The organism is Janthinobacterium sp. P210005, assembly GCF_036231865.1.
Lineage (GTDB): Bacteria > Pseudomonadota > Gammaproteobacteria > Burkholderiales > Burkholderiaceae_D > Janthinobacterium > Janthinobacterium kumbetense.
The window spans coordinates 319,003-343,513 of sequence record NZ_JAZARC010000002.1; the positions used below are offsets into that span (position 1 = coordinate 319,003).

A 24,511-nucleotide genomic window follows, 5' to 3' on the forward strand; every position below is an offset into this window, starting at 1 on the left:
AAGTCCCACACACCAGGCCGCAACATCCCCCGCCGGCACTGGCGCCGGCGCAGGCATTGGCGTATGATGCGCCTCGAACATTGGGGAGTAGTCGTCCTGCGGTCCTGCCGCGGGAACCTGTATCAACATAATTGGCCCGCAGGCCATGGTGCAGGTGGTTGCAAAACTTGACGAGACCATTGATCCAGGGCGGCCGCATGGGCCGGAGTCGCCCGTGGATCATTGGTTAATTCGTCCGGCCCGCGTACCTCTTGCAATCTCATGGAAGCATTCCTCATCTCCACCGGCATCGTCGGTCTCGCTGAAATCGGCGACAAAACCCAACTCCTGGCCTTTTTGCTGGCCGCCAAATTCCGCAAGCCCTTGCCCATCGTGCTGGCGATTTTCGTCGCCACCATCGCCAACCACGCGTTTGCCGCCGCCGTCGGCGCCTGGATCACCAGCATGCTGGGGCCCGACGTGCTGCGCTGGGTACTGGGCGTCTCCTTCCTGGCGATGGCTGCCTGGACCCTGATCCCCGACAAGCTCGATGAAGACGAAACCAAATTGGCCAAGTACGGCGTCTTCCTGACCACCCTGATCGCCTTCTTCATGGCGGAAATGGGAGACAAGACGCAGGTCGCCACGGTGGCGCTGGCGGCGCGCTACCACGACATCTACTCCGTCGTGCTGGGTACCACCTTCGGCATGATGCTGGCCAACGTGCCGGCCGTCTACCTGGGTGACAAGATCGCCAACCGCGTCCCGCTGCGCCTCGTGCATGGCATCGCGGCGCTGGTGTTTGCCGTGCTGGGTGTGGCCACCCTGCTGGGCGCAGGCGCGGCCCTGGGTTTTTGACTCAATCTTAAATAATTTCTCATTTACAATGTTCATGTCTATAATTACAATATCGCCGACATGAACACTGGCGCGGTGCCACCTGGTGGTCACCGCGCTTTCTTGAGGAATCTATGCATTTGAATGGAAAGATGGCGGCGCTGTGCCTGGCCGCCTGCGCAAGCCAGTTGCCCGCTGCCACGGCGGCACCTACGCCCCCTCAGCTCGCAACGCAATCCGAGCCCGCCGTACGCACGCGCGACCTGCTGTTGCTGGGCGCCGGCCTGATCCTGCTGCTTGGCAGGCGCCGGTCCGAATACGATACGTGGCAGGTACGGCGGCAGGACTAAACCAGCAGTAGCACCACGTACTCGCGGCTCTCGTCGCGCAGGGCGATGCTGTTGCCCCCCTGCGCCACGCCATCGAGCGACAAGCCCGCAGGCCGCCCCTGCGCCTGTTCCACCGTGATGGCATAGCTGCTGGCGCCGAAGCGGTAATGCAGCTTGAAGCTGTCCCACTCTGCCGGCATGACCGGCACCACGCGCAGCACGTCCGCTTCGCGCGTCAAACCGAGCAGGGATTCGACGATCAGCCGGTACAGCCAGCCCGACGATCCCGTGTACCAGCTCCAGCCACCGCGTCCCACGTGGGGCGCCACGGCATACACGTCGGCCGTCACCACGTAGGGCTCGACCTTGTAGCGCTGCACCGCCTGCGCGTCAACGCCGTGGCGCACGGGATTGATCATGCGCAGCAGTTCCCACGCTTTTTCGCCATCGCCCAGGCGGGCAAACGCCATCGCCGTCCAGATGGCCGCATGCGTGTACTGGCCGCCGTTCTCGCGCACGCCCGGCACGTAGCCGCGGATGTAGCCGGGGTTCAGGCTGGATTTGTCGAATGGTGGATCGAGCAGCTGGATCACGCCGGAATCACGGCGCACCAGGCGTGCATCGACCTGGCGCATGGCGCCGGCGACCCGTTCCCTGTTGGCCGCGCCCGACAGTACACCCCAGCTCTGCGAAATCGAATCGATCTGGCATTCCTCGTTCATGTGCGAGCCAAGTGGCGTGCCGTCGTCGAAATACGCGCGCCGGTACCACTCGCCATCCCACGCATGTTCCTCGACATTCGCCGCCAGTTTCGCCGCTTCATCGCGGCAGAACTGGGCAAACGCGGCATCGCCGCGCAGCACGGCCACCTCGGCGAAACGCTGCAGCACTTCGTACAGGAAGAACGCCAGCCACACGCTCTCGCCCTTGCCGTGTTCGCCCACCTTGTCCATGCCGTCGTTCCAGTCGCAGGAACCCATCAGAGGCAAGCCGTGCACACCCAGGCGCAAGCCATGGCGGATGGCGCGCACGCAGTGCTCGTACAGGTCGGCCGACTCGCCCGAACGCACGGGCAGGTCGTAATACGAATCCTCTTCCAGCTTGACGGCGCGCCCCTCGATGAAGGGCGCCACTTCCGACAGCACGTTGACGTCGCCCGTGGCGATCACGTAGCGGCAAGTAGCCAGCGGCAGCCACAGATAGTCGTCGGAACAGTGCGTGCGCACGCCCCGGTCCGACGGTGGATGCCACCAGTGCTGCACGTCGCCCTCGACAAACTGGTGCGCCGCGCACAGCAGCAAGTGCTTGCGCAGCAGCTGCGGCGCCGTGTGGATCATGGCCATCGCATCTTGCAGCTGGTCGCGGAAGCCGTAGGCGCCACCCGACTGGTAATAGCCGCTGCGCGCCCACAGGCGGCAGGCGATGGTCTGGTACATCAGCCAGCCATTGGCGATCACATCGAGCGATGGATCGGGCGTCTCGATGCGCACGGCACCCAGAGTGCTTTCCCAGTGCGCACGCACCGCGTCGAGCGCCATGCGGGCCGCTTCCTTGCCCGCATGGCGCTGTACCATGGTGCTGGCGTCCGCATTGCGGCGCCCGCCCACGCCGAGCAGGAAAACGATTTCGCGCTCCTGCCCCGGCTGCAGCTCGAACGGTACCTGGATCGCTGCGCACGGGTCCAATCCCGTGCCCGCCTTGCCGGACAGGCGCACGCGGCGCAAGGCGGCTGGCTGCGCCAGACTGCCATTGCGGCCGATGAATTCATTGCGGTCGCAAGTGATGGAACGGATGCTGGCATCCGTATTGAAAAAGCCGACCCGGCCCGAAAACTCCGTGTTGTAGTTATTGCGCGCAAACAGGGCGCCGCTGATCGTGTCGACTTCAGTGGCCACGTGCATGCCGGACTTGGCGCGCAGGTCGGCCATCACCCATTCCACATAGCCCGTGACGGACAGGCGGCGCGGCACGCCGCTGTCGTTACGCACCTTGATGACAGAGTATTTGACGGCCGCATCGAGCGCCACATAGGTGCACAATTCGGTGGCGATGCCGCCTTCGCTGTGTTCAAAAATGCTGTAGCCGAAGCCGTGGCGCGTCACGTAGTCGCCGCTGCCGCGCGCGGGCAGGGACGAGGGTGACCAGAACTGGCCGCTCTGCTCATCGCGCACATAGAACGCTTCGCCGGACAGGTCGGAGACTGGGTCGTTCTGCCATGGCGTGAGGCGGAATTCATGCGCATTTTCGCTCCACGTATACGCCTGGCCGGCTTCGGACACCACGGTGCCGAATTGCGCATTGGCCAACACATTCGACCAGGGTGCCGGCGTCTGTTTATTCTCTCCCGTGGTGATCACATATTCACGTCCATCGGGCGTGAAACCGCCCAGGCCATTTTCCAGTATCAGCTCGCGCTGTGGCGCCCGGTGCGGCACGCCGCCATGCTCGCGGGCCGGGTCTTGCAGCAGCGGCGGCATGCGCAGCACGGGGCTGGGCGGACGCTTGACCTGCTCGGCCAGGGTGCCGCGCAAGTCGCTGATGATGGCGCGCGCCACCGATTGCAGCAAGATGCGGTCTTCATTGGCGATCTGCTCGGCCAGGCGCACGAAGATGCCGCCCGGGCGGTCGATCGCCTGCGCATCGATGCCCGAGGCGATCAGGCCCATGATCTGGTCGTGCAGCAGCTGGCGGTAGCCAGATTGCTCTTCGTACCAGATCACCAGGTCAACCACCAGCCCCTTCAGGCGCCAGTAGGCGTGCGCCTGCACCATCTGGCGCGCCAGTTCGATATTGGCCGAATCGCGTATCTGCAGCAGCACGATGGGCAAGTCGCCGGAAATGGCATACGCCCACAGGCCGGACTGGCCGCGCTGGTTCTTGATCAGGATGCTGGCCTCGGCACGCAGGGCCGCATTCGGATAGATCACGGCATTGGCCAGGCGCGCATACAGCTGCGCGTCCGCTTCGCTGGCATTCAACTGGCGCAGCACCACCTGGCTGTGCGTCCAGGCCAGTTCGAACACGCGGTCGGCCAGGTGGCGGTCCTGGTATTTGTCGATCAGGTGCAGCGCCGCGTCGCGCTGCTCCACCATGCCGGTCACGCTGTCGACCGTCACGGCCTGGTCGGGGGCCAAGGTGATGACGTAGCGGATGGCCACGATGGGGTCGAGTACAGAACCCTGGCCGCCACTGAGCGGCCCGCTTTCCTGCAGCGCCAGCGGCAATTGCGCCGTGTTGCCGCGGCCGATGAAGCGCGCGCGGTCTGTCTCGAACGAGACTTCGTAGCGCTCGATATCGTGCACGGTCATCACATGCAGCAGCCACGGCATCTGCTCATCCTTCGAGCGGGGCCGGCGCGTACATAAAATCGCATTTTCATGCGCGAGGATTTCCGTCTGTACGAACAGCTTGCTGAATGCGGGATGGGCTGCATCGGCCGCCGCCGGCGCCATCACCACTTCGGCAAAACTGGTGATCTCGATGCGCCGCTGGCGGTTCGAATTATTGCTGATGCGCGTGCGTCGGATTTCAATGTCGTCCTCGGGCGAGACGACGATTTCCGTGTAAAGGTCCAGGCCATGGTCGGCGCGGCGGAACTCGGCCCGCCCTTCCGAAAAAATCACTTCGTATTTCTTCGGCTCGGCCAGGGTCGGCTGGTACATGGTGGACCAGACGGCACCGTCGTCGAGGTCGCGCAGATAGCAGAAATTGCCCCAGTTATCGCGCGTGCTGTCTTCGCGCCAGCGCGTCAGCGACAGGTCTTTCCAGCGGCTGTAGCTGCCGCCCGCATTGCTCACCATGACGTGGTAGCGGCCATTCGACAGCAGCTGCGTTTCCGGCACGGCGCTGTTGGCTTGCGTAAGGATGCGCATCGGCATGGCCTGTTCGGGGACGCCGCTGCGCAGCACCGCCAGTTCGGCCGTGTTCGAGTAAAACGCGCCGGCCTGCGGCGTGCGTTCCTGCAGCACCAGCAAGGCCGATTGCAGCAGCGGATCGGACTCGAAACGGCGCTGCATCGGGCGGTCGTGCAGCAGGTAACTGAGGGCCAAAAAGCCCATACCCTGGTGGTGCACCATGAAGGAGCGGATGATGGCGCTGCCCTGCCCGCGCGGCAGGCGCGCCGTGGTGAAATCGATGGCTTCAAAGAAGCCGTAGCGGCCCATATAGCCGGCCGCCTGCATCCGCTGCAGATTCTGGCACGACGCCTCCGGCTGCACCATCAGGCCCATCATGCTGGCGTACGGCGCCACCACCAAGTCGTCGGCCAGGCCCCGCTTCAAGCCGAGCCCTGGCACGCCAAACGCGCGGTACTGGTAATTCAGGCTGGCGTCGACCGTGTTGTAGCCGGACTCGGAAATCCCCCACGGCACATCGCGCTGGCGTCCGTAATCGATCTGCGCCTCGATGACGGAGTGGTACGTCTGGTCGAGCAAAGTGTTCGGATAATTCGGCATCACCAGCAGCGGCATCAGGTACTCGAACATCGAGCCGCTCCACGACAGCAGCACGGGTTGCCCCGCCACCATGCACAGCTGGCGGCCCAGGGCGAACCAGTGCTCCTGCGGCAGCTGCCCCTGGGCGATGGCGATGAAGCTGGCCAGGCGCACTTCGGAGGCCAATAAATCGTAGTAGCTGGGGTCCAGGCGCCGTTCGCTAACGTTGTAGCCGATGGCCAGCAGTTTTGTCGACGGGTTGTACAGGAACGCGTATTCGATCTGCGCAAAGTCGCGCGCCTGGCCCGCCGCGTGGGCGATGTCGCGCATGTGGCGTCCCGCCTGGTCGCGGCCCTGCGCCAGCAAGGCGGCCAGCTCGACAGGCAGGCCTTCCGGCGTTTCCAGGTTGGCCAGTTCGCGCAGGGTCGGCATGCGCATCAGCACCGCATCGACATCCACCTGCCCCGCCCACGGTGCCAGTTGCAGCAATTCGGCCAGCGCCGCGCGGCACTGGCGCGCCAGCGCACCCGCCCACATGGCCAGTTCGCCATCCTCGCTTTGCAGTGTCAGCGACAGCAGCGCGTCGGCCGCGCCATTCACCGCGCCCAGGTAGGCATGCCATTCGCCCAGAGTGGCGGGATTTGCCGCTGCCTGCAGCAGGCTCATGCTGTCGCGCATGGCCTTGCCCTCGCCTTCGGCGGCGATGAATTCCTGCAGTACCTGCGCCGTCGTGCGGATGCCCTGCACCACCTGCGCGCCGATGATGGGTGCGTCGTACAGTTCCACCAGTCCCGGCTGCAAGGTCAGCAGATGGCCGGCCAGGTTGCCGCTGTCGACCGTCGAAATGTACATCGGTTGCAGCGCCTTGAGCGTTTGCGTGTCGTACCAGTTATAGAAGTGGCCCTGGAAGCGTTCCAGTTCGCCCATGCTGTGCAAGGTGGCGCGGCTGCGCTCGATCAACTGGCCCAGGGTGAGGTAACCGAAATCGTAGGCCGTCAAATTCGCCAGCAGCGCCAGGCCGATATTCGTCGGCGAGGTGCGGTGCGCCACCACCAGGTTCGGATGCTCCTGCATATTATCGGGCGGCAGCCAGTGGTCATCGGGACCGACGAAGGTATCGAAGTACGCCCAAGTCTTGCGCGCCACGCCGTGCAGGAAACGTCCCTGCTCAGCCGACAGGCGCGCCACGGCCCGCTCGATGGGGCGGCTGATCCACCAGGCGATGGCGGGTGCAACGAGCCATAACAGCAGTACCACGGCGGCGGCCGGCAAAGCTTGCGGGCGCCAGGTCAGCAAGGCGCCAAAGGCAGCCAGCGCCAGCGCGGGCGAGCACCACATGGCGCGCCAGCTGTCGGCCTGCGAGCCGGAAGAACTGTGCAAATTCGAAGCGCGCCAGTCGAGCAAGTGCTTGTGCGACACGCCCAGGCGCCACAGGGTGCGCACGATGGCGTCCAGGCTGATCCACGCTTCGTACGGCAGGAAGACGAGGGTCAGCATGGCGTGCGAAAACTGCACGCCGCAGCGCCGCTCAAAGGCGGCCAGATGCTGGCGCCACAGGGTGTCGCGCGGTTTGCGCAGCAAATCGTACAGGGCGGAAAACACGGGCGGCAGGAAGATGATGGCCAGGACCGCTGCGCTCCAGAAGGCCACGTGCGGCAGGAAGCCCCACACCAGCAGCAGCGACAAGGTGGTGGCCGGCGCCACGACGCTGCGGCGCAGGTTGTCGAACAGCTTCCAGCGCGACAGCATCGACAGGGGATTGCGTTCGCGCTTGCCGGCGCGGCCCGGCACCCGGCCCAGCAGCCAGCCGAGCAGCTGCCAGTCGCCGCGTATCCAGCGCTGGCGCCGGCTCACGTCGGCGTCATAGCGGGCCGGATATTCCTCGTACAGTTGCGAGTCGCTGAGCAGTCCGGCGCGCAGGTAGCAGCCTTCCAATAAATCGTGGCTGAGGATCTTATTGTCGGGCAGGCGCTGGCCCAGCACGCGCTCGAACATGTCGAGATCGTAGATGCCCTTGCCGATGAAGGAGCCTTCATAAAACACGTCCTGGTACAGGTCCGACACGGTGCGCGTGTAGGGGTCGATGCCCGGCTCGCCACCGCACAGCAGCTCGTAGCGCGACGCGTTCGCGCTGGGCAACGCCACGGCCACGCGCGGCTGCAGGATGCCGTAGCCGGCCACCACGCGCGTGCCGGCCGCATCCAGCACGGGACGGTTCAACGGGTGCATCATGGTGGCGATGAATTCGCGCGCCGCATCGCGCGGCAGCTGCGTATCCGTGTCGAGCGTGATCACGTATTTGATCGTGCGCAGGCCGCGCAACTCGCCTTCCACCAGCGAGAATTTGTCGCGCGCGCCGCCGCGCAAAAACGCGTGCAGGTCGGACAATTTACCGCGCTTGCGCTCCTGTCCCATCCACGCATTCTGCTGCGAATTCCACAGGCGCGGACGGTGCAGCAGCAGGAACGGCCCCACATGGCCCAGCTCTTCGGGGCCGGCCGGATCGCCGTTTTCCTTGAACGCGACACCCTCCACGCGGTATTTCTCGTTCAGGCCGCGGATGATGTCCTGCGCCTGGCGCAGCAGGGCTTCGTCGCCCGGCATCGTTTGCGCCTGCGCGTCGACAAAGTCCGTCAGCAGGCAAAAGCGCAGGTTCGGGTCGCGGTTGGCGAGATAACGCACTTCCAGCGCCTCGCACAGTGCCGCCACGTTGTCCTCGCTGTAGATCAGGGTCGGCACGACGACGATGCCGCGCGCATCCGATGGAATGCCGGCCTGGTAATCCATGCGCGGCAGCGGATGCGGCGACGTCATCAGGGTCGCCAGCCAGTTCACCACGGCCACGGCCAGCTGGCTGCTGCCCAGCAGTGCCAGCACGCCCAGCGCCGTCAGGGGCCAGCCCTGCACGCCATGGCGCACGGCGCGCTCAAGCAGCAAGGCGCTCGTCGCCAGGGTCAGGAACGAGATCGCGCCCAGGTAGACGGCCAGCGGCGCCGCGCGCGCCGTATGCTGCAGCGCCTCGATGAAGGGCAGCTTCGCGCCGGCCTGCTTTTCCAGCACCAGCACGCCGCGCCCCACCAGGTAAAAGCCGATGTGGCCGCGGCGCGCGTCATTGCCGTTGCCATGCGTGTGCGCCAGCTGTACCACCATCTCGGCCACTTCCACTTCGCTGCGCGCGCTGCGCCTGGCGATGCGCTCGATGGCGTGGCGGTAGCTGTCGCGCGTGGCGAAATCCATCAAGCCATAGGTGCCGGCCGGATCGAGGCGCAGGGTTTGCTCGACCACGCTCATGGTCTCGACGAATTCCTGCCAATCCATGGTGCCGAGAAAACGCAGGCTGCCGATGCTGTTGGCGATCGACACCTGGTCGGCCGCCTGTTGCCCGATTTCGGACTGGATCTGCTGCTCGATGGTGAGGCCCGACTCGGCCAGCTTGTGCGTCAGCCACGACAGCGCCAGGGTCAGCGACGAACTTTGCCCCTGCAGGCGGCGCGACAATTCGGCCACGAAGGCGCTGGTCATGGGCGGGTTCGAACGGGCCATGTCGGCCACCAGCAGGATCAAGCCGCTGGGATTGCGCTCGGCGATCTCCGTCATCTGGTCGGCCCAGGTATTGGCCAGGTCGCGCTGCATGCGGTCGTCGGCCACGCGCGCGGCGACGCGGCGCAGGTTTTCGATCAGGGCCAGGCGCAGCATGATGGGCACGGCCCACAGTTCACCCAGGGTCAAGGTGGCCACGTCCTGGTAAGCCTCGACGAAGTGGCACAGGTTTTCCAGGTCGACGCGGCCATCGCCGTGCGAGATGATTTCCAGCGCGATCTTGTACACGCGCGGGCAGCCAGCGTCCGCGCCGGAAGTCAGGCGTGGCAACTCCTTGCTGTAGTTCTTCGGCAGGTGGCGCCGCGTGGTGCGGATCTGCTCTTCGATCAGGTAAAAATTATCGAGCAGCCATTCCGAGGCGGGCGTGACCTGGCGCCCGCTTTTGACGGTCGCCGTCAGCTCGTTGACGGTGGCCGTGATCAGGGCTGCATTGTCGGCCAGGCGCGCCAGCAGGCGGTCGCGCCCATGATGCCGTCCCACCGCATGGCCGGCAGCCACGTGCTTGCCGTGGGCGGCCATCTGCATGGCGCTGAATAATTCGGAACGCAAGGGCAAGGCATCGTCGCGCGCGGCGTCGAAGGTTTCCGGTGCAAGGGAATGGTCGCGGAAGATTTCTTTAACTTTGGAAATCTGTTCCTTGATCTGCTGCGTGACAACTGCTGTGTACTCTTTCAACTTGGCCTCGCTAGGTGCGCGCAGGCAGCCAGCGGCCGCCGTCACGCTGGCCCAGTCTGGAAGAACACGATCGGACACTGGCGAAGACGGAAAGCGAAGCGCCGGAGCGTTGCGACGAATCTCAGGGTGTAGGGAGATTTTCTCAACTTCATCGTAGGGGCGCCCTGGACGCAAGACCGTGCGCTAGCGTACATACTCGGCGCTTTAGGGGCGTGCCGGCAAAGAAATCAGCGAGTGAAACGGGAGAAAGATTCCTGGAGGAAATGAATAGAGGGAAAGGAGTAGCGGCACCGTGCCAATGATGACACGGTGCAATATTTCAAGGAAGAAAGTTCAAGCCGCTCAGGCAGCGATGGCCAGCGGGTGACGCGTCGCCTCCGCCATCGCCATGCCGCCGTTGAGCTGCCATGCCGCGCCGTGACCGAGGCGGCGCAGGCAGACGGCGGCGCGCGCGCTGCGGTTGCCGCTGCGGCAGAAAAAGACCAACGGACGCTGCGGCTGCTGCAACCATTCAGCCACCTGTCCCGCCAGGCGGCTCAGCGGTACGCTGCGCACGGCGCAACCCTCGAATACCGTGCCGGCGCACGCCGCGTGTTCATACGCTTCGCGCACGTCGACGAGGATGGCGTCGGGATGCTGGCGCAGGAAGGCGGGCAAAGCGGCCGCATCGAGCTGCAGTTCGGCGCTCGGCACGATACCGTCCCGTACGGTGCGCACGGTACCGCAAATGCCGCCATCGTCGCTTGACGCGCACAGCACGGTGTCTTGCGTCACCAGCGCCGCATCCAGCAAGGGCGTCAACGCCTCGGGCGCCAGCGCGCCGATGAAGGCAAAGCGCTGCTCCAGCAGATACACATGGTTTTCGCCACACTCGACGCGTCGCAGGCGCTGCTGGCCCAGTGCCAGCTCACCGTCGATATCGATGCGGCCCACCTGTTCGATGGCGAGTTCCTGCAGCAAGGCCAGGCGCGCCACGCCATGGTCGGCCGGGGCGGCCGTGTGCACGATGGCGCGCAAGGCCAGGTGCTGGCAGCGGATGTAGGCGGCCAGGCGCGGCACCAGGGCGGCGACGGGATCAATGACGACGCAACTGGCGCTGGCAGCGTCGCTGAGCAGCCAGGTGCACTGGCCATCGACGCTCAACTGGATTATGCCGTCCTGCGGCGATGGCGCCAGCGCCGATGGCAGCAAACAGCTGCTGCGCAGCGCTTCGCCGCAACGCTCGATGCGCGCGCAGGCGGCCGTCACCGTCGCCGCGTCGATCAGGGGGCCAAACGACAAACGGATGGCCGAGCTGGCGCGCCATTGCGGCACGCGCATCGCTTCCAGCACATAGCTGGGGAGCGCCTTGGCGGCGGAACAGGCGCTGCCCGAGCTGACGCGCACGCGCGCCGCGTCGAACAGGTCCAGCAGCTCTTTCGACGACAAACCGGGCACGGAAAAATTGAGCGTCGTCGGCAAGGACAAGTCGAACGGCATATTGAACACGATGCCAGGGAAAGCGCGTTCCAGGCTGGCCACCAGCTGCTCGCGGAAGGCAGCCAGGTCGGCGTGGCTGCGGAAGGTCTTGCCATCGTCCAGCGCAGCCAGCACGGCGCCCAGCGCGGCGATGCCTGCCATGTTTTCCGTGCCCGAGCGCAGGCCCGCTTCCTGGCCGCCGCCCATCATCAGAGGGGTGAACGGCGCGCCAGCGCGCACATACAGCATGCCGATGCCCTTGGGCGCATACAGCTTGTGGCCGGAAAACGGCGCGTAATCGATGCGCGTGGCGGCCAGGTTCAGCTTCAGCTTGCCCAGCGCCTGCACGCAATCAACCATCCAGTACGCATCGGCACCGCGTTCCTGCAGCAGCTGGGCGATGGCGGACAAGTCGCTGACGACGCCCGTTTCATTATTCGCCGCCATCGTGCACAGCATGGCCGCGTCGCCGATCAGCGCATCGAGCGCCTGCAGATCGTGGCGTCCCTGCGCATCGACGGGCAGCTTGCGCACTTCCAGGTTCAGGCCTAGGAGCCGGTTCCAGTGCGCCAGGCTTTCCGGCACGGCCTTGTGCTCGGTCGCGCCATACAGCAGCAGGCTGCCGATGCGCTTGCCCGCGTCGCGCCGTTCGCGCAGCGCGCACAGGGCCGACAGCACGGCCGTCTGGATGCCTTCGGTGGCGCCGCTGTTGAACATCAACCGGCCGTCGCCCACGCCCAGCAGGCCGCTGGCGCGCTGGCGCACGCCATCCATCATGGCCTTGGCCTGCAATCCCGTGGCGTGGGTGCTGCTGGGATTGCCATAGCCCTGCTCCATCGCTTGCCGGGCGGCGGCAACGGCGGCGGGCAGCACACAGGTGGTGGCATTGCTGTCGAGGTAGATTTCTTTCATGATGGCAGTCCGGGGATTCTATAAATAAAGGGGCAGCACTGGCGGCTGAAACGTATGAACAGTCTACCGGCACCCGCCCGTGAAGATATGCCAAAAGACACTGCAAACACGGTAATATGCAGCATGTTCATGCTATAAAAATAGGAATAGTAAAATGCATTCACCAAACAGCCCGCTCGACAAATTCGACTGCGCCATCCTGGCCGCCCTGCAGCAGGATGGCACCTTGTCGATCGCCGCCCTCAGCGAGAAGATCGGCTTGTCGAGCACGCCGTGCTGGAAGCGGGTCAAGCGCTTGGAGGAAGAGGGTTATATCGAGAGCCGCGTGGCCATCGTCAACCGGCAAAAAGTGGGCTTGCCCGTGACCGTCTTCGTCAGCGTGCGCACGGGCCAGCACGATGAAAAATGGCTGCGCCGCTTCGCCGCCGCCGTCATCGTCTTGCCCGAGGTGCAGGAATTTCACCGCATGAGCGGCGATATCGACTACCTGCTGAAAGTCGTTACCACCGACATCAAGGGCTACGACACCTTCTATAAAAAGCTCATCAAGGCGGTGCAGCTGACGGGCGTGTCGTCCGCCTTCTCCATGGAACAAATCAAGTGCAGCACGGAATTGCCTCTGGAATTGATCGCCCACGGCTTGCCTGCCTGAACGTTTTTCCGCGCAGCATGGGGGTACATGAAAACTGCACATGTTGACACCGCACAATCGTTGCCATACGGCAACACATCTGCATCAAATACGGCATTCCTCCCCTATATTTCCCCTATCCGTCGCTATACTGCGCACTTGCCTGTGCATGTTTGGCAACCTCTGCCAGTCGCGCAGGCCCATTCCCAGGGTCGTCCATGCATCTGCTTCGCCACCTTTCCATCCAGAAAAAATTGATGTTCAGCATGGGTTTGTGCCTGCTGCTGTTCATGGGCATTTCATCGTTCCTCAGCGTGCGCATGAGCAGCGATTATGTGCGCGAGCGCGTCGTCGGCCAGGAGCTGCCGGCCCAGGTGGGCGAAATCCGCAACGACGTGCTGCGACAGATCAGCCAGCCGCTGTCCGTGGTACAGACGATGGCGAATGATGTCTTTCTGCAAGATTGGGAAGACGCGGAGTTGGCCGACAGCGGCATGGCCACTTTCCAGCGCTACGCCAGGATGCTCAAGGAAAAAAACAAGGCGGCCGTCGTCAGCTGGAGTTCACAAGCTGCATCCAGGTACATGACCGATGCGGGCCTGATCCGCACGCTGGACAAGCAGTTGCCAGCCGATCACTGGTTCTTCAGCATGCTCGGCGAAAACAAACAGCACACGATCAATCTGGATCGCGATCCGGCCTCGGGCAGTTTCATGCTGTTCCTGAATGCGCGCGGCCAGACGGCCGGCGGCAAGGCCGTCATTGCAGGCATGGGCTTGAGCGTCGACGCGATGGCCGAGACCATCCGCAGCTACAAGGTCGGCCAGACGGGCCATGTCTACCTGGTACGCGCCGACGGCAACCTGCTGATCCACCGCGATCCGGCCTTGGCCGACGGCAAGCATCAGTTGAAGGACTTGCCCGGCTTTAGCGAAGCACTAAGCAAGGCTCTGCTGACCAGCAACAAATACACCTATGCCAGTTATGCGGCGCCGACCGGCAAGCAGCTCGTCGCCGCCTCCTTCGTGCCGGAATTGAATCTGTATGTGATGGCCGAAGTGCCGGAAGCGGAAGTGCTGGGCAACGTCACGCGTTCGGCCCTGATCGCCGCCCTGATCGCCGGCTTGGTGGGCGGCGGCATCGCCCTGCTCATCATTTATGTCATCAGCCGCGCCATCGCCGCCCCCGTCGCGCGCGCGGCCGACATGCTCAGCGAGATCGCCAGCGGGAATGGCGACCTGAGCCGCCGCATGCCCGTCGAATCCGAAGACGAGGTCGGCGCCCTGGCCGCCGCCTTCAACCGCTTCGTCGCGTCGCTGAACGTGACGATACGCGAAGTTCGCGACAGTACCGGGGCGATTGCCAGCGCATCGAGCCAGATCGCGTCGGGCAATCTGGACCTGTCGGCGCGTACGGAAGCCCAGGCGTCGAGCCTGGAAGAGACGGCGGCGGCCATGGAAGAACTGACATCGACCGTGAAACAGAACGCGGATAACGCGCGTCAGGCAAACCAGCTGGTGGTGTCGGCTTCAAGCCACGCCGTCAAGGGCGGCGAAGTGGTCGGACAAGTCGTGCAAACGATGGGTGCGATTACGGAGAGTTCACGCAAGATAGCAGATATTATCGGCGTGATCGACGGCATTGCCTTCCAAACCAATATTCTCGCGCTGAACGCGGCGGTCGAGGCGGCGCGCGCGGGCGAACAGGGCCGCGGCTTTGCCGTGGTGGCAACCGAGGTGCGCAACCTGGCGCAGAGGTCAAGCCAGGCAGCGAAAGAAATCAAGGACTTGATCGTCGACTCGGGCAGCAAGGTGGACGCGGGCAGCAAGCTGGTCGACTCGGCCGGCACTACCATGCAAGACATCGTCGTCTCCGTGCAAAGAGTCGCCGACCTGATGGGAGAAATCGCTTCGGCCAGCCAGGAGCAAAGCCAGGGCATCGCGCAAGTCAATGCCACGGTCACGCAGATGGATGACGCCACCCAGCAAAATGCGGCCCTGGTGGAAGAAGCGGCGGCGGCAGCCCAGTCCTTGCAGGATCAGGCTGGGCGGCTGGCGCAGGTGGTCAGCGTGTTCAAGCTGGAAGAAACCGGGCATGCCGCGCAGCAGCTGGCCGGCAAGCCGGCGCTGCCCAAACCGGTCCGGCCGGCACTGGCCAAGGCAGCGGCACCCGCAGCGCGCCCGACAGCGCCGGCCAGCGATGCGTGGGAAGAGTTTTAAGGGTGTTGCAAAACGCTTAAATCGCCGGCGCTTTCACGCTCGCCGCTTGCTTGAAGAAATCATAAATGCCGCTCTCGCTCATGCGGCGGGCATTCGCCAGTTCGCCGCCCTTGGTGGCGTACAGCACCTGGTTGTTGTCACTCGATACGAGCACGGCAGCGGGGATGCCTTTCTTGAGCGGATTGCCATAGGCTTGCGCCACATCAAGGTTATGGTCGAAGTTACCCACATCGACCTTGACGACCTTGAACTGCTGTTGCATCAGCTCGGCATTCTTGCCTTCCTTCAAGGCCTTGTCGAGCGCGCGGCAATCCTCGCACCAGTTGGCGCCAAAAATCAGCAGGACTGGCACGTGCGCCGCCTTGGCCTCGGCCAGCGCGCGGGCCACGTCGGCCTTGGCGTCGGCCGCCGCGTTGTACGGCAAATGCGGCGTGGCGACAGGGTTGGCCGGCGTCGGGGCGGCGGCAACGGCGGTGCCGGAAAGCAGCAGGCTGGCAACGAAAAGGGAAACGAAACGGGAAACGCGCATGCGGGACTCCTGAGAGAGATCGTGAAGCCAGCTGAACAGCTGCCAGCGGGCGTGATTGTCTAGAATATGCGTACCTGTAGGAAATATCCACCATTTAATTGCACTGTGCTTATGCGAAAAACGTATAAGCACGCCAAGGATAAGCCGCTTGAACATGCCAGACAGACATGCCAGACAGCCTGCCCCCAACGCTATCCGGCGCCGCGCGCATGCTGTGCAGCGCCTATCCCGGCGGCATGCCAGACTCGGCGTACTTCGCCGTGCTGGACCTGCTGTATGAACACTTTTCCGACCGTAACCTGGCCGAGCTGATGGCCGCCATCGCGGCCGTCGGGAACTTGCTGGCGCGGCACGGCCTGCACGCCGTCTGCGCCGGGGATTAATGCCCGCAGGCAGCGAAATGGAACGCATGGGATAATATCGGGCTCACACAGAGCAACGCGGCCCGAACGCGCCCTCCCCATGACGACTTCTTTCCTGGCACGCTGGCTGCCGCAACCAAACAACGGCAGCCGCCGCGAACAATTGCGCGCCTGCGCGGGCGCCATCTGCGGTCTGTTGCTCACTGGACTCATCTGCCACTTCCTGCTGGCCCCCGACAGCGCCAGTGTCTACCTGATCGCGCCCATGGGCGCCTCTGCCGTGCTGCTGTTCTGCCTGCCGGCCAGCCCGCTGGCGCAACCGTGGTCCGTGGTGGGCGGCAACGTCGTCTCCGGCCTGGTGGGCATGGCTTGCGTGAAGTGGCTGGGATCGAGCGTGGGCGTTGCGGCGCTGGCCGCCTGCCTGGCCATCGGCGCCATGTTTGCCCTGCGCTGTTTGCATCCGCCGGGCGGGGCCGTGGCGCTCACCACCGTGGTCGGCGGCGCCAGCGTGCATGCGGCCGGCTTTGAGTTCGTCTTCATCACCGTGCTGTTCAATTCCGCCGTGCTGGTCGCTTGCGCCGTGCTGTACAACAACCTGACGGGGCGTCGCTACCCGCACATCCAGCAACTGGTGGCACCGCATCCGCACGCCACCAGGGATGACGTGCCCAGCAACCGCCTGGGCTTTTCGCCGGACGACCTCGATGCCGTCTTGCGCCAGCACAGCGAAGTGCTCGACATCAGCCGCGACGATTTGCAAGCCATCTTCCTGCAAACGGAAATGCGCGCCTACCAGCGCCGTTTCGGCGTCGTCACCTGCGCCGACATCATGTCGAAGGATGTGCTCAGCGTGGAATTCGGCACGCCGCTCGATGTTGCCTGGCGTACCATGCGCGAGCACCAGGTGGGCGCCCTGCCCGTGCTGAACCGGGCGCGCCGCGTCATCGGCATCATCACGCAGACGGATTTCCTGCGCCATGGCGGCCTCGACGATTATCAAGGCATGCGCCAGCGCCTGCGCGGCTTGCTGCAGCGCAGCGGCCTGTCCCACGGCGACAAGCCGGAAGTGGTGGGCCAGCTGATGACGCCGTCGCCGCACACGGCCCGCCTTGGCACGCCCATCATCGACCTCGTGCCCCTGATGGCCGACGCCGGCTACCACCATATTCCCATCCTCGACGAGGATGAACGCCTGGCCGGCATCATCAGCCAGTCCGACCTGATGGCGGCCCTGTACGAAAGCCGCTTTGCCGAGGCCGCCGCATGACGCCCTTCCAGGCACTGCTGACCGGTCCCGATGGCGGCCCGGCTGGCACGCCTGTCAGCGCACATTTCTTTGGCACCCAGCTCGCCATCGATGCGCCCGGCCATGGTGTCGACGTGGCGCAGCTGGTCGTCAGCGTGGGCGGCGTCGACGGACCGGAACTGTTCCTGAACTGGCTCGACGAACAAGGACGACAAGCGTCGCTGAAACCGCTCGGCGCGCAGGACATCGCCATCGTCTTGCGCGAAGCGCCGGCGGCGCTGCAGCCGCCACTGCAGCGTTTGTGGGGCGAGCGCCAGCGCAACCGGCGGCAGGTGTCGGGCTGGCTGCTCGGTTTGACGGGCGCCACCGTCGTCGCCACGGCCCTGCTGTGGTGGCAAGGCGGCCATGCCGTCGGCGCGCTGGCGGGGCTGATTCCCCTGTCGACGGAAAAGCAGCTGGGCGAACTGGCCCTGGCGCAAGTACGCGCGCAAGGCAGCATCAGCGAGAGCGGCGTGGCGCAGCAAACAGTGCAGGAAATCGGCCGCCAGCTGACGACCGGTTCGCGCTACCAGTACCGCTGGCTCGTCAAGCAGGACGACACGGTCAACGCGTTTGCCATGCCGGGCGGCATCATCGTCGTGCATACGGGCTTGCTGCGCCAGGCGGGGGATCCGGGCGAGCTGGCCGGCGTGCTGGCGCATGAAGTGCAGCACGTGGAGCAGCGCCATTCGTTGCGACAAATGATCAGCAGCCTGGGCTGGGGCGCCCTGATGGGCGTGACCATCGGCGACATCAGCGCCGTGGCCGCCATGCTGGCGCACCAGGCCGGCACCCTGTATTTCAGCCGCGACATGGAAGAAGAGGCGGATCGCCTGGGTTTGCTGGCCTTGCAGCGCGCGCGAATCCGCCCGGACGGCATGCTGCGCTTTTTCCAGAAGCTCGACGACAAGGACAAGGCCAGCGTACCGGGATGGATTTCCTCACACCCGCAAACGGCGGCACGCGCGCAGCAGATCCGCAGCCTGATCGCTGCCACGCCCTGCTCTGCCTGCGCCCCCTTGGTCAGCCAGCACTGGCAGGCGATGAAAGCCCTGGTCGCGCCAGCGGACAAATAGCAACATTTCTCCCGCACAATTTATCCAAATGCACCGGGCAATGGCGTATGCTTACGCCCCGGCTGTTCCATCTTGAACGGCCACCCCGACCCCGCCAAGAACGCCTATCAAAACCTACTGCGCGTCGTAATTTGCGGTCTGCGATGCTCACTGTACCTTCGTACAGTTGCGCTTCTCGACCACAACTTCCTTCCGCTCGCTACGGTTTTATTAGGCGTTGTAAGCCTCCGTTCATTCCCTCCTTACAAAGGATCTCGCGCATGAAGCATCGTTTTGCCGCCGGCACCCTCGGCACCCTGGCCATCTCCCTGTTGCTCGCCCATGCGCCCATGGCGCAAGCGGCCCAGCCCGCAGCCAAAACCGTGGCCGTCAGCGCGCCCAAAGCGAAGCAGCAGCTGCAAGTGCTGGCCGACCAATACTACGATGCGCTGGCCCGTTTCGAGCCGATCAATGCCACCGAGAGCGGCGACAACCGTTTCGACGACCAGATCGGTTCAGCCATCGTGCCCGCCGCGCGTGCAAAACAATTCGCCCTGTACCGCCAGTACCAGAAGACCCTGCGCAGCATTGCCCGCGCGCAGCTGTCGCACCAGGACCAGATCAATTACGATATCCTCGACTATGAACTGGCCACGGCGCTGAGCTTCGAGCGCTTCCCCGAATACCTGTTGCCCTTGAACCAGATGGACAGCATGCCCGTTACCCTGGCCAATTATGCGGGCGGAGAGGCATCGCAGCCTTTGACCACGGTCAAAGAGTATGACGCTTACCTGAGCCGTATTGGCCAGTTGCCGGGCTGGATAGACCAGGCCATCGCCAACATGCGGGTCGGCATGCAAAAAGGCATCGTGCTGCCGAAGGCGCTGACGGAATCGGCATTGCCGCAATTCAAGAAACTCGTCAGCGCCACGCCGCAGGAGAGCGTCTATTACACGCCCATCAAGAACTTGCCGGCCAGCTTTTCCGACGCGGACAAGGCGCGCCTGACGCAAACCTACACCGTCATCATCGAGGCCAAACTGATGCCTGCGCTGCAGCGCCTGTCCACCTTCATGGAACGCGATTACCTGCCGGCCGGCCGCACGAGCAGCGGCTGGAGCGCCCTGCCCGATGGCGCCAGCTGGTACCAGGCGCGCGTGGCCAGCAGCACCACCACGGATTTGAAGCCGGAGCAAATCCACGCCATCGGCTTGAAGGAAGTGGCGCGCATCCAGGAACAGTACGCGATCGTGGGCCCGAAGATGGGCTACAACGGCCCTGCGGCCGGCTTGCCCGTGTGGGTGTCGGAACAGGCGAAATACCGCCCGTTCAAGACGGAGCAGGAGGTGCTCGACGTCTACCGCAAGCTGAACGTGCTGCTGGACAGCAAATTGCCAGCCCTGTTCACCCTGGTGCCGAAGGCGCCGCTGGACTTGCGCCTGGAACCTGAACTGAGCCGCGACACGGCCGCCGACCACTACACGGCGCCGGCCGCCGACGGTTCGCGCCCAGGCGTGTTCTGGTCCGTCGTCACGGATCCGAAACTGTATGGCGACACGGGCATGACCACCCTGTTCCTGCACGAAGGCAAGCCTGGCCACCATTTCCACCTGGCGCTGGTGCAAGAGATGGACTTGCCGAACTTCCGCCGTTTCGGCGGCAACAATGCCTTCACGGAAGGCTGGGCCCTGTATGCGGAAACCCTGGGCAAGGAAATGGGCCTGTTCGAGGATCCGGCCCAGTATTTCGGCCACTTGAACGACGAGATGCTGCGCGCCGTGCGCCTGGTGGTGGACACGGGCTTGCACACCAAGGGCTGGACGCGCGAGCAGACGATCAAGTACATGCGCGACACCCTCGGCTATGACGCCGTGGCGAAAAGCGAAACGGAACGCTACATGGCGTGGCCGGGCCAGGCGCTGGGCTACAAGATCGGTTCGCTGAAAATCGTCGAACTGCGCCAGCGCGCGCAGCAAGCGCTGGGCGACAAGTTCAGCCTGCCGAAGTTTCACGAAGTGGTACTCGGCGACGGCACCCTGCCCCTGAAGCTGCTGGAAGCCAAGGTCGACCGTTGGATCGCGCAGCAGAAGTAAGCGGCAGCGCCTGAAAACAAAACGGCAGCACCTCGATGGCGCTGCCGTTTTTTTTCGCCGCCGGCGTTTCCAGCTACACCAGCAGCGCGGCGCTCATCGAGTGTACTTCCTCGGCCGATTCGGCCAGGATGCTTTGCAGGGTCTCGTTGTCGATAATGAAATCGATGACGGAATCGGACGGCGTGAGCATTTCCACGTACGTCAGCTGCAAGGGCGACGGCACGGGCGACAGTTGCTTGGCTAACAACAAGGTATCGAGCAGGGAGTCGGGCGGGATGGACAGCAAGCCATCGCGCAAGCCTTCGATGGCTTCGCTCACGGCCAGCGGGATCAGCAGCTTCTTCATGACTTCGCGGGAAATGATCTCTTCGGCGGACTCCATCCAGTGATCCGTATCGTCGTCGAGCAAGCCGGGGAACTCGTCGGCACGCGACAGCAAATAGAAGCCGCCCACCTCATGCACGATACCGGCGAACAGCGCCGTGTCGGCATCGACGTGCGTCACGCGGCGGGCCAGCACGTGCGCCAGCGCCGCCACGTGGGCCGTGTGCTCCCACAGCTGGGTCGCCTTCTGGCGCAAGACGGGGTCGATGATCTTGCTGCCGAACTGGCGCACCACCATGGCCGCCACCAGCGCGTACAGATTGCGGTACCCCATGCGCATCACGGCGGCGCGCACGCTGGTCACGGGCGCCGCATCGCCACGGCTGTACACAGCCGAGTTGGCCAGCGCGACCGTGCGCGCCGCCAGCAAGGGTTCGCCCAGAACCAGCTTGATCGCATGGTCGATATGGCAGTCCGGTTCAGCCAGGGCCAATTGCAATTGCAATGCGGAATTAACACTCGTGGGAAACGTTAATTCTCCCCGTACTGCCTGGGAAACAATTAAACCAAAAGCCTGTAGTTTATTCATCATACGATCAATCCGCCTCAGATATTTTTCCAGCCCAAAATTTCATATGTCAGAAATTGAATACCAGGCCCGGCCTTTAGAATACAGATGGCGTGTCATTCGCCTGCATGGAAGAATCTGGCAATGCCAGCGCATGCAATTGCGATTCATCGCCGATGACAAACAACTTCGGCTGCTGTAATACCTGCAGCAGAAATGGCTGGCCTTCACGCAGACGCCGGCGATAATCGGCCAGCGTATATAAGTTGGGATTGATTTTACGCCTCAAGGTTCGCTCGGCCGGCGCCAATCCCGTCAACAGATCGCCATAATTGGCTTCTTCGCCCACCAGCAGCAAATCGATGGCGCTGCCAGGCATGTCCTGTCCCTTCGCCGTGGCACCCGACACGAATGCCAGGTGCAACTGGGCACGCAAGGGCGCCAGAGTCATGCTGAGGACGCCAACGATGCCGAAAGTTTTCTGCACCAATCCGCTCAATTCCGGATACACGAGGCTTTCCTTGTTGGGCCAGAAGCGCCGCACATTGCCGATCCGCTCCGACGTGATCAGGCCGGACTCATGCAAGCGGCGCAGTTCCCGTTGCGCCGACGCGCTGCCAAGGCCGGTCAGCCGCATGATCTCGTTCAAGTGAAAGCCTTCATTCACGCGGACAAACAGCAATCCCAGCAGTTTCTGCTGGGCGGGAGTAAACAGGGCTTGGGCAATCATGCGCCAAATCTTAGCATGAATAAACTGATAATTGGCGTGGCCCGCCATGCCCGGACATTTGCGCAACACGTGTGCCGGCCGCGACCAGTGGCGGCCGTGCTGGCGGGTACTCGGCATCGCCGGACACGCCACGGCACGCCCCGTAACGGCGCCGAGGAGGAGAATCAATGTGAGTGCTCACTGCAAAGCGCACAGGGCAACAGTAAAAATTCGGGAAAAAGGAAGGTGATTGAATCTGCCCGGCCATCAAAATATATGGATGCCGGACAGATTAATTATATATACCTTGATTCGTTTTAATTTTTTCCCGCAAGCCGATCATAATCAAATCGAGTCCCGCATTAAAACGGTCGTCGATTTCCGCATTAAAGATGGCATCCATGGATGCGAGCACGTGCGGATAATGGTCGGCCGCCATGGCGGCGAAAGCGGCACGCCGGTTCGATAATGCATGCATCGCGGCGCTTCCCGGTCCCGTGCCTTGCGCTTCCATGACAAAACCGAGCACATAATAGAGCAGCGTAAATGCGCTCCAGCTGGCCAGTTTCTCCGATGCCCCGGCTGCACGCATCGGACCGATTAACGCTTCGGCGACGCGAAACACGTTTTCCGATATCACATAGGTACCGCCAAAGACGCGCACGCCATCGCGGCGGGCCGATAACGCCGCGCGCATTTGCGCCGCCACCTGGCGCAACTGCGCTTCCCAGCCCGCATCCGCATCGACGTTCCTTGCCACGTCTTCGATCAGCACGTCGGCCATGCCATCGAGCAAAGCCTGCTTGTTCGCAAAATGCCAGTACAGCGAAGCGGCCTTGATGCCCATCGCGTCGGCTAGGCGGCGCATGGTCAAGCCTTCGATGCCCACTTCGTCCAGCAGCTCGAGCGCCCTGGCCACCACGGCTTCGCGTTGAATTTTCATTTTCCTGTCATTTCCCTTGAAACTCTAACGTCGTTAGTTTACCATTTTGCACAGACTAACAACGTTAGATTGAGAGTGACATGCACAATAGCGATATCGAAGTCATCATCGTCGGCGCCGGCCCCGTCGGCCTGACCCTGGCCTGCGAATTGCGTCTGGCCGGCATCCGCGTGACCATCCTGGAACGGCGGCCGCAACGCAGCGCGCATTCGCGTGCGCTGACCATCCATGGCCGCACCCTGGAAATGCTGGGCTTGCGGGGCCTGGATCAGCGCTTTGTTGCGCTGGGCACCTCCTTGTCCAGCGGTCACTATGCGGGCCTCGATACCCGGGTCGATTTTTCCGGCTTCGACACGCCCCACCCCTACACCTTGTTCCTGCCGCAAAACACGACGGAACGCCTGCTGGAAGAGCAATTGCTGGAAGACGGCGTGGCAATTGTCCGCGGCGCGCTCGTGGAACAGACACAGCAGGATGACGATGGCGTCACGGTGGCCGGCACGTACGACGGCACCCCATTCTGCCTGCGTGCCCGTTACCTGATCGGCACCGATGGCGCTCGCAGCCTCGTGCGCCAGCAGGCGCGCATCGCCTTCGACGGCGTGGCGGCCACTTGCAGCATGCTCATGGGAGATGTGCGGCTGCGCCATCCGCCCGCGTCACCCATGCTGTCCCTGACGAACGCAGCGGGTAGCCTGATGATCGTGCCGCTGGGGCAAGACCGCTACCGCGTCATCACCCTGAATGCCCGCCGTCCCCCGGCTGCGGCGGCGGAAGCGGCCACCGTGGAGGAGTTGTCGCAGGCCAGCACGGCCATCGCGGACTACGATTTCGGCCTGCATGACGCCAGCTGGCTGTCGCGCTTCAACGACGAAACACGGTTGGCCCGACGCTATCGCCAGGGACGCGTCTTCCTGGCCGGCGATGCCGCCCACATCCACATGCCGGCAGGCGGCCAGGGCATGAACGTGGGGATGCAGGACGCAATGAACCTGGGCTGGAAACTGGCCGGCGTGCTCAAGGGCTATGCGCCGGACAGCCTGCTCGACAGCTACCATGCGGAGCGCCATCCCGTTGGCGTGTCGTTGCAGCACAATACCCTCGCGCAAACGGCCATGCTGACGCGTTTTGACGCGCACACCCTGGCCCTGCGCGCCACCATCAGCGACATGCTGGCGCAACCGGACGTCAACCGCGCGCTGGCCAGCGAGTTGTCCGGCTTTGGCGTGCGCTATCCCATCTCGCTGGGCTCTGACGCGAGCGCCGGCAGCGCAGACTGGATCGGCCGGCGCGTGCCCGACTGGCTGCTGCGCCTGGCCGACGGCACGGCCGTGGGCATCCATGAACTGCTGCACGCGGGAAAATGGCTGCAGTTGGTCGTTGGCAATGCCGCGCACGCAGCACAACCGTACCGTTTCGATGCGGCCTGGCTCACTTCGTTGACCATCAAACCCGGCTGCCAGCCACTGGCCGGCATCAAAAGCCTGTTGATCCGGCCCGACGGCTATGCGGACCACGCGGTCTGATTGACTTATCTCAAGACGAAAAAAAACGGCACCCGAAGGTGCCG

At 63.8% G+C, this 24,511-nt stretch carries 15 protein-coding genes and 1 riboswitch; of the genes, 9 read left to right on the plus strand and 6 right to left on the minus strand.

What is annotated here, in order from left to right:
* Positions 1-70 precede the first annotated feature (70 nt).
* A riboswitch (yybP-ykoY riboswitch) is annotated at positions 71-240 on the plus strand.
* 21 nt (positions 241-261) lie between these two features.
* Positions 262-837 (plus strand): TMEM165/GDT1 family protein, encoded by a 576-nt coding sequence (locus VPH40_RS11470; protein WP_251349414.1) that lies wholly within the window; start codon positions 262-264, stop codon positions 835-837.
* A 113-nt stretch (positions 838-950) separates the two neighbouring features.
* Positions 951-1,166 (plus strand): hypothetical protein, encoded by a 216-nt coding sequence (locus VPH40_RS11475; protein ID WP_328573492.1) that lies wholly within the window; start codon positions 951-953, stop codon positions 1,164-1,166.
* Here VPH40_RS11475 and VPH40_RS11480 read toward each other — a convergent pair.
* Together VPH40_RS11480 and VPH40_RS11485 are read right to left on the minus strand one after the other, a co-directional pair.
* Positions 1,163-9,790 (minus strand): GH36-type glycosyl hydrolase domain-containing protein, encoded by an 8,628-nt coding sequence (locus VPH40_RS11480; RefSeq protein WP_442906643.1) that lies wholly within the window; start codon positions 9,788-9,790, stop codon positions 1,163-1,165. The two genes, VPH40_RS11475 and VPH40_RS11480, sit on opposite strands and share 4 nt — an antisense overlap.
* A gap of 405 nt (positions 9,791-10,195) precedes the next feature.
* Positions 10,196-12,223 carry an aminotransferase class V-fold PLP-dependent enzyme gene (locus VPH40_RS11485; protein ID WP_328573493.1) on the minus strand — a complete coding sequence of 676 codons (2,028 nt, stop codon included), beginning with the start codon at positions 12,221-12,223 and terminating at the stop codon, positions 10,196-10,198.
* A gap of 154 nt (positions 12,224-12,377) precedes the next feature.
* Here VPH40_RS11485 and VPH40_RS11490 point away from each other — a divergent pair, with 154 nt between their 5' ends.
* Both VPH40_RS11490 and VPH40_RS11495 read left to right on the plus strand, forming a co-directional pair.
* Complete coding sequence (locus tag VPH40_RS11490; protein ID WP_289905822.1) at positions 12,378-12,875, plus strand: Lrp/AsnC family transcriptional regulator; 498 nt, start codon at positions 12,378-12,380, stop codon at positions 12,873-12,875.
* Between the two features lie 197 nt (positions 12,876-13,072).
* The gene (locus VPH40_RS11495) at positions 13,073-15,073 is read left to right on the plus strand and encodes a methyl-accepting chemotaxis protein (protein ID WP_328573494.1); all 2,001 of its coding nucleotides are present in this window, start codon (positions 13,073-13,075) and stop codon (positions 15,071-15,073) included.
* 16 nt (positions 15,074-15,089) lie between these two features.
* Here the strand turns inward: VPH40_RS11495 and VPH40_RS11500 are convergent, their stop codons facing one another.
* Positions 15,090-15,602 carry a thioredoxin family protein gene (locus VPH40_RS11500; RefSeq protein WP_328573495.1) on the minus strand — a complete coding sequence of 171 codons (513 nt, stop codon included), beginning with the start codon at positions 15,600-15,602 and terminating at the stop codon, positions 15,090-15,092.
* A 167-nt stretch (positions 15,603-15,769) separates the two neighbouring features.
* Between VPH40_RS11500 and VPH40_RS11505 the strand changes: the two genes are divergently transcribed.
* The 4 genes from VPH40_RS11505 to VPH40_RS11520 all read left to right on the plus strand — a co-directional run bounded on the left by VPH40_RS11505 (position 15,770) and on the right by VPH40_RS11520 (position 20,397).
* On the plus strand, positions 15,770-15,985 hold the full coding sequence (locus tag VPH40_RS11505) for a hypothetical protein (RefSeq protein WP_328573496.1): 216 nt from the start codon (positions 15,770-15,772) through the stop codon (positions 15,983-15,985).
* A gap of 79 nt (positions 15,986-16,064) precedes the next feature.
* On the plus strand, positions 16,065-17,231 hold the full coding sequence (locus VPH40_RS11510) for an HPP family protein (RefSeq protein ID WP_099665761.1): 1,167 nt from the start codon (positions 16,065-16,067) through the stop codon (positions 17,229-17,231).
* Positions 17,228-18,325, plus strand: a complete 1,098-nt coding sequence (locus tag VPH40_RS11515; protein WP_328573497.1) for a M48 family metallopeptidase — start codon at positions 17,228-17,230, stop codon at positions 18,323-18,325. Before VPH40_RS11510 ends, VPH40_RS11515 begins: the two co-directional genes overlap by 4 nt.
* Before the next feature lie 260 nt (positions 18,326-18,585).
* Positions 18,586-20,397 carry a DUF885 domain-containing protein gene (locus tag VPH40_RS11520; RefSeq protein WP_328573498.1) on the plus strand — a complete coding sequence of 604 codons (1,812 nt, stop codon included), beginning with the start codon at positions 18,586-18,588 and terminating at the stop codon, positions 20,395-20,397.
* Positions 20,398-20,470: 73 nt separating this feature from the next.
* On the opposite strand, the gene VPH40_RS11525 is transcribed toward VPH40_RS11520, so the two are convergent.
* The 3 genes from VPH40_RS11525 to VPH40_RS11535 form a co-directional block, all read right to left on the minus strand.
* Positions 20,471-21,310 (minus strand): HDOD domain-containing protein, encoded by an 840-nt coding sequence (locus VPH40_RS11525; RefSeq protein WP_099668278.1) that lies wholly within the window; start codon positions 21,308-21,310, stop codon positions 20,471-20,473.
* 76 nt (positions 21,311-21,386) lie between these two features.
* Complete coding sequence (locus tag VPH40_RS11530; RefSeq protein WP_305056587.1) at positions 21,387-22,067, minus strand: ArsR family transcriptional regulator; 681 nt, start codon at positions 22,065-22,067, stop codon at positions 21,387-21,389.
* Positions 22,068-22,290: 223 nt separating this feature from the next.
* A complete protein-coding gene (locus tag VPH40_RS11535; RefSeq protein WP_328573499.1) occupies positions 22,291-22,941 on the minus strand; it encodes a TetR/AcrR family transcriptional regulator C-terminal domain-containing protein in 651 nt (216 codons plus the stop codon).
* A gap of 80 nt (positions 22,942-23,021) precedes the next feature.
* Here VPH40_RS11535 and VPH40_RS11540 point away from each other — a divergent pair, with 80 nt between their 5' ends.
* Positions 23,022-24,467 carry an FAD-dependent oxidoreductase gene (locus VPH40_RS11540; protein WP_328573500.1) on the plus strand — a complete coding sequence of 482 codons (1,446 nt, stop codon included), beginning with the start codon at positions 23,022-23,024 and terminating at the stop codon, positions 24,465-24,467.
* Positions 24,468-24,511: the final 44 nt, after the last annotated feature.

What these genes read in the sequence shown, in the direction of transcription:
- VPH40_RS11470 (WP_251349414.1), top strand. Translation starts at nt 262, where the DNA reads ATGGAAGCATTCCTCATCTCCACCGGCATCGTCGGTCTCGCTGAAATC.
- VPH40_RS11475 (WP_328573492.1), top strand. Translation starts at nt 951, where the DNA reads ATGCATTTGAATGGAAAGATGGCGGCGCTGTGCCTGGCCGCCTGCGCA.
- VPH40_RS11485 (WP_328573493.1), bottom strand. Translation starts at nt 12,223, where the DNA reads ATGAAAGAAATCTACCTCGACAGCAATGCCACCACCTGTGTGCTGCCC.
- VPH40_RS11490 (WP_289905822.1), top strand. Translation starts at nt 12,378, where the DNA reads ATGCATTCACCAAACAGCCCGCTCGACAAATTCGACTGCGCCATCCTG.
- VPH40_RS11495 (WP_328573494.1), top strand. Translation starts at nt 13,073, where the DNA reads ATGCATCTGCTTCGCCACCTTTCCATCCAGAAAAAATTGATGTTCAGC.
- VPH40_RS11500 (WP_328573495.1), bottom strand. Translation starts at nt 15,602, where the DNA reads ATGCGCGTTTCCCGTTTCGTTTCCCTTTTCGTTGCCAGCCTGCTGCTT.
- VPH40_RS11505 (WP_328573496.1), top strand. Translation starts at nt 15,770, where the DNA reads ATGCCAGACAGCCTGCCCCCAACGCTATCCGGCGCCGCGCGCATGCTG.
- VPH40_RS11510 (WP_099665761.1), top strand. Translation starts at nt 16,065, where the DNA reads ATGACGACTTCTTTCCTGGCACGCTGGCTGCCGCAACCAAACAACGGC.
- VPH40_RS11515 (WP_328573497.1), top strand. Translation starts at nt 17,228, where the DNA reads ATGACGCCCTTCCAGGCACTGCTGACCGGTCCCGATGGCGGCCCGGCT.
- VPH40_RS11520 (WP_328573498.1), top strand. Translation starts at nt 18,586, where the DNA reads ATGAAGCATCGTTTTGCCGCCGGCACCCTCGGCACCCTGGCCATCTCC.
- VPH40_RS11525 (WP_099668278.1), bottom strand. Translation starts at nt 21,310, where the DNA reads ATGAATAAACTACAGGCTTTTGGTTTAATTGTTTCCCAGGCAGTACGG.
- VPH40_RS11530 (WP_305056587.1), bottom strand. Translation starts at nt 22,067, where the DNA reads ATGGCGGGCCACGCCAATTATCAGTTTATTCATGCTAAGATTTGGCGC.
- VPH40_RS11535 (WP_328573499.1), bottom strand. Translation starts at nt 22,941, where the DNA reads ATGAAAATTCAACGCGAAGCCGTGGTGGCCAGGGCGCTCGAGCTGCTG.
- VPH40_RS11540 (WP_328573500.1), top strand. Translation starts at nt 23,022, where the DNA reads ATGCACAATAGCGATATCGAAGTCATCATCGTCGGCGCCGGCCCCGTC.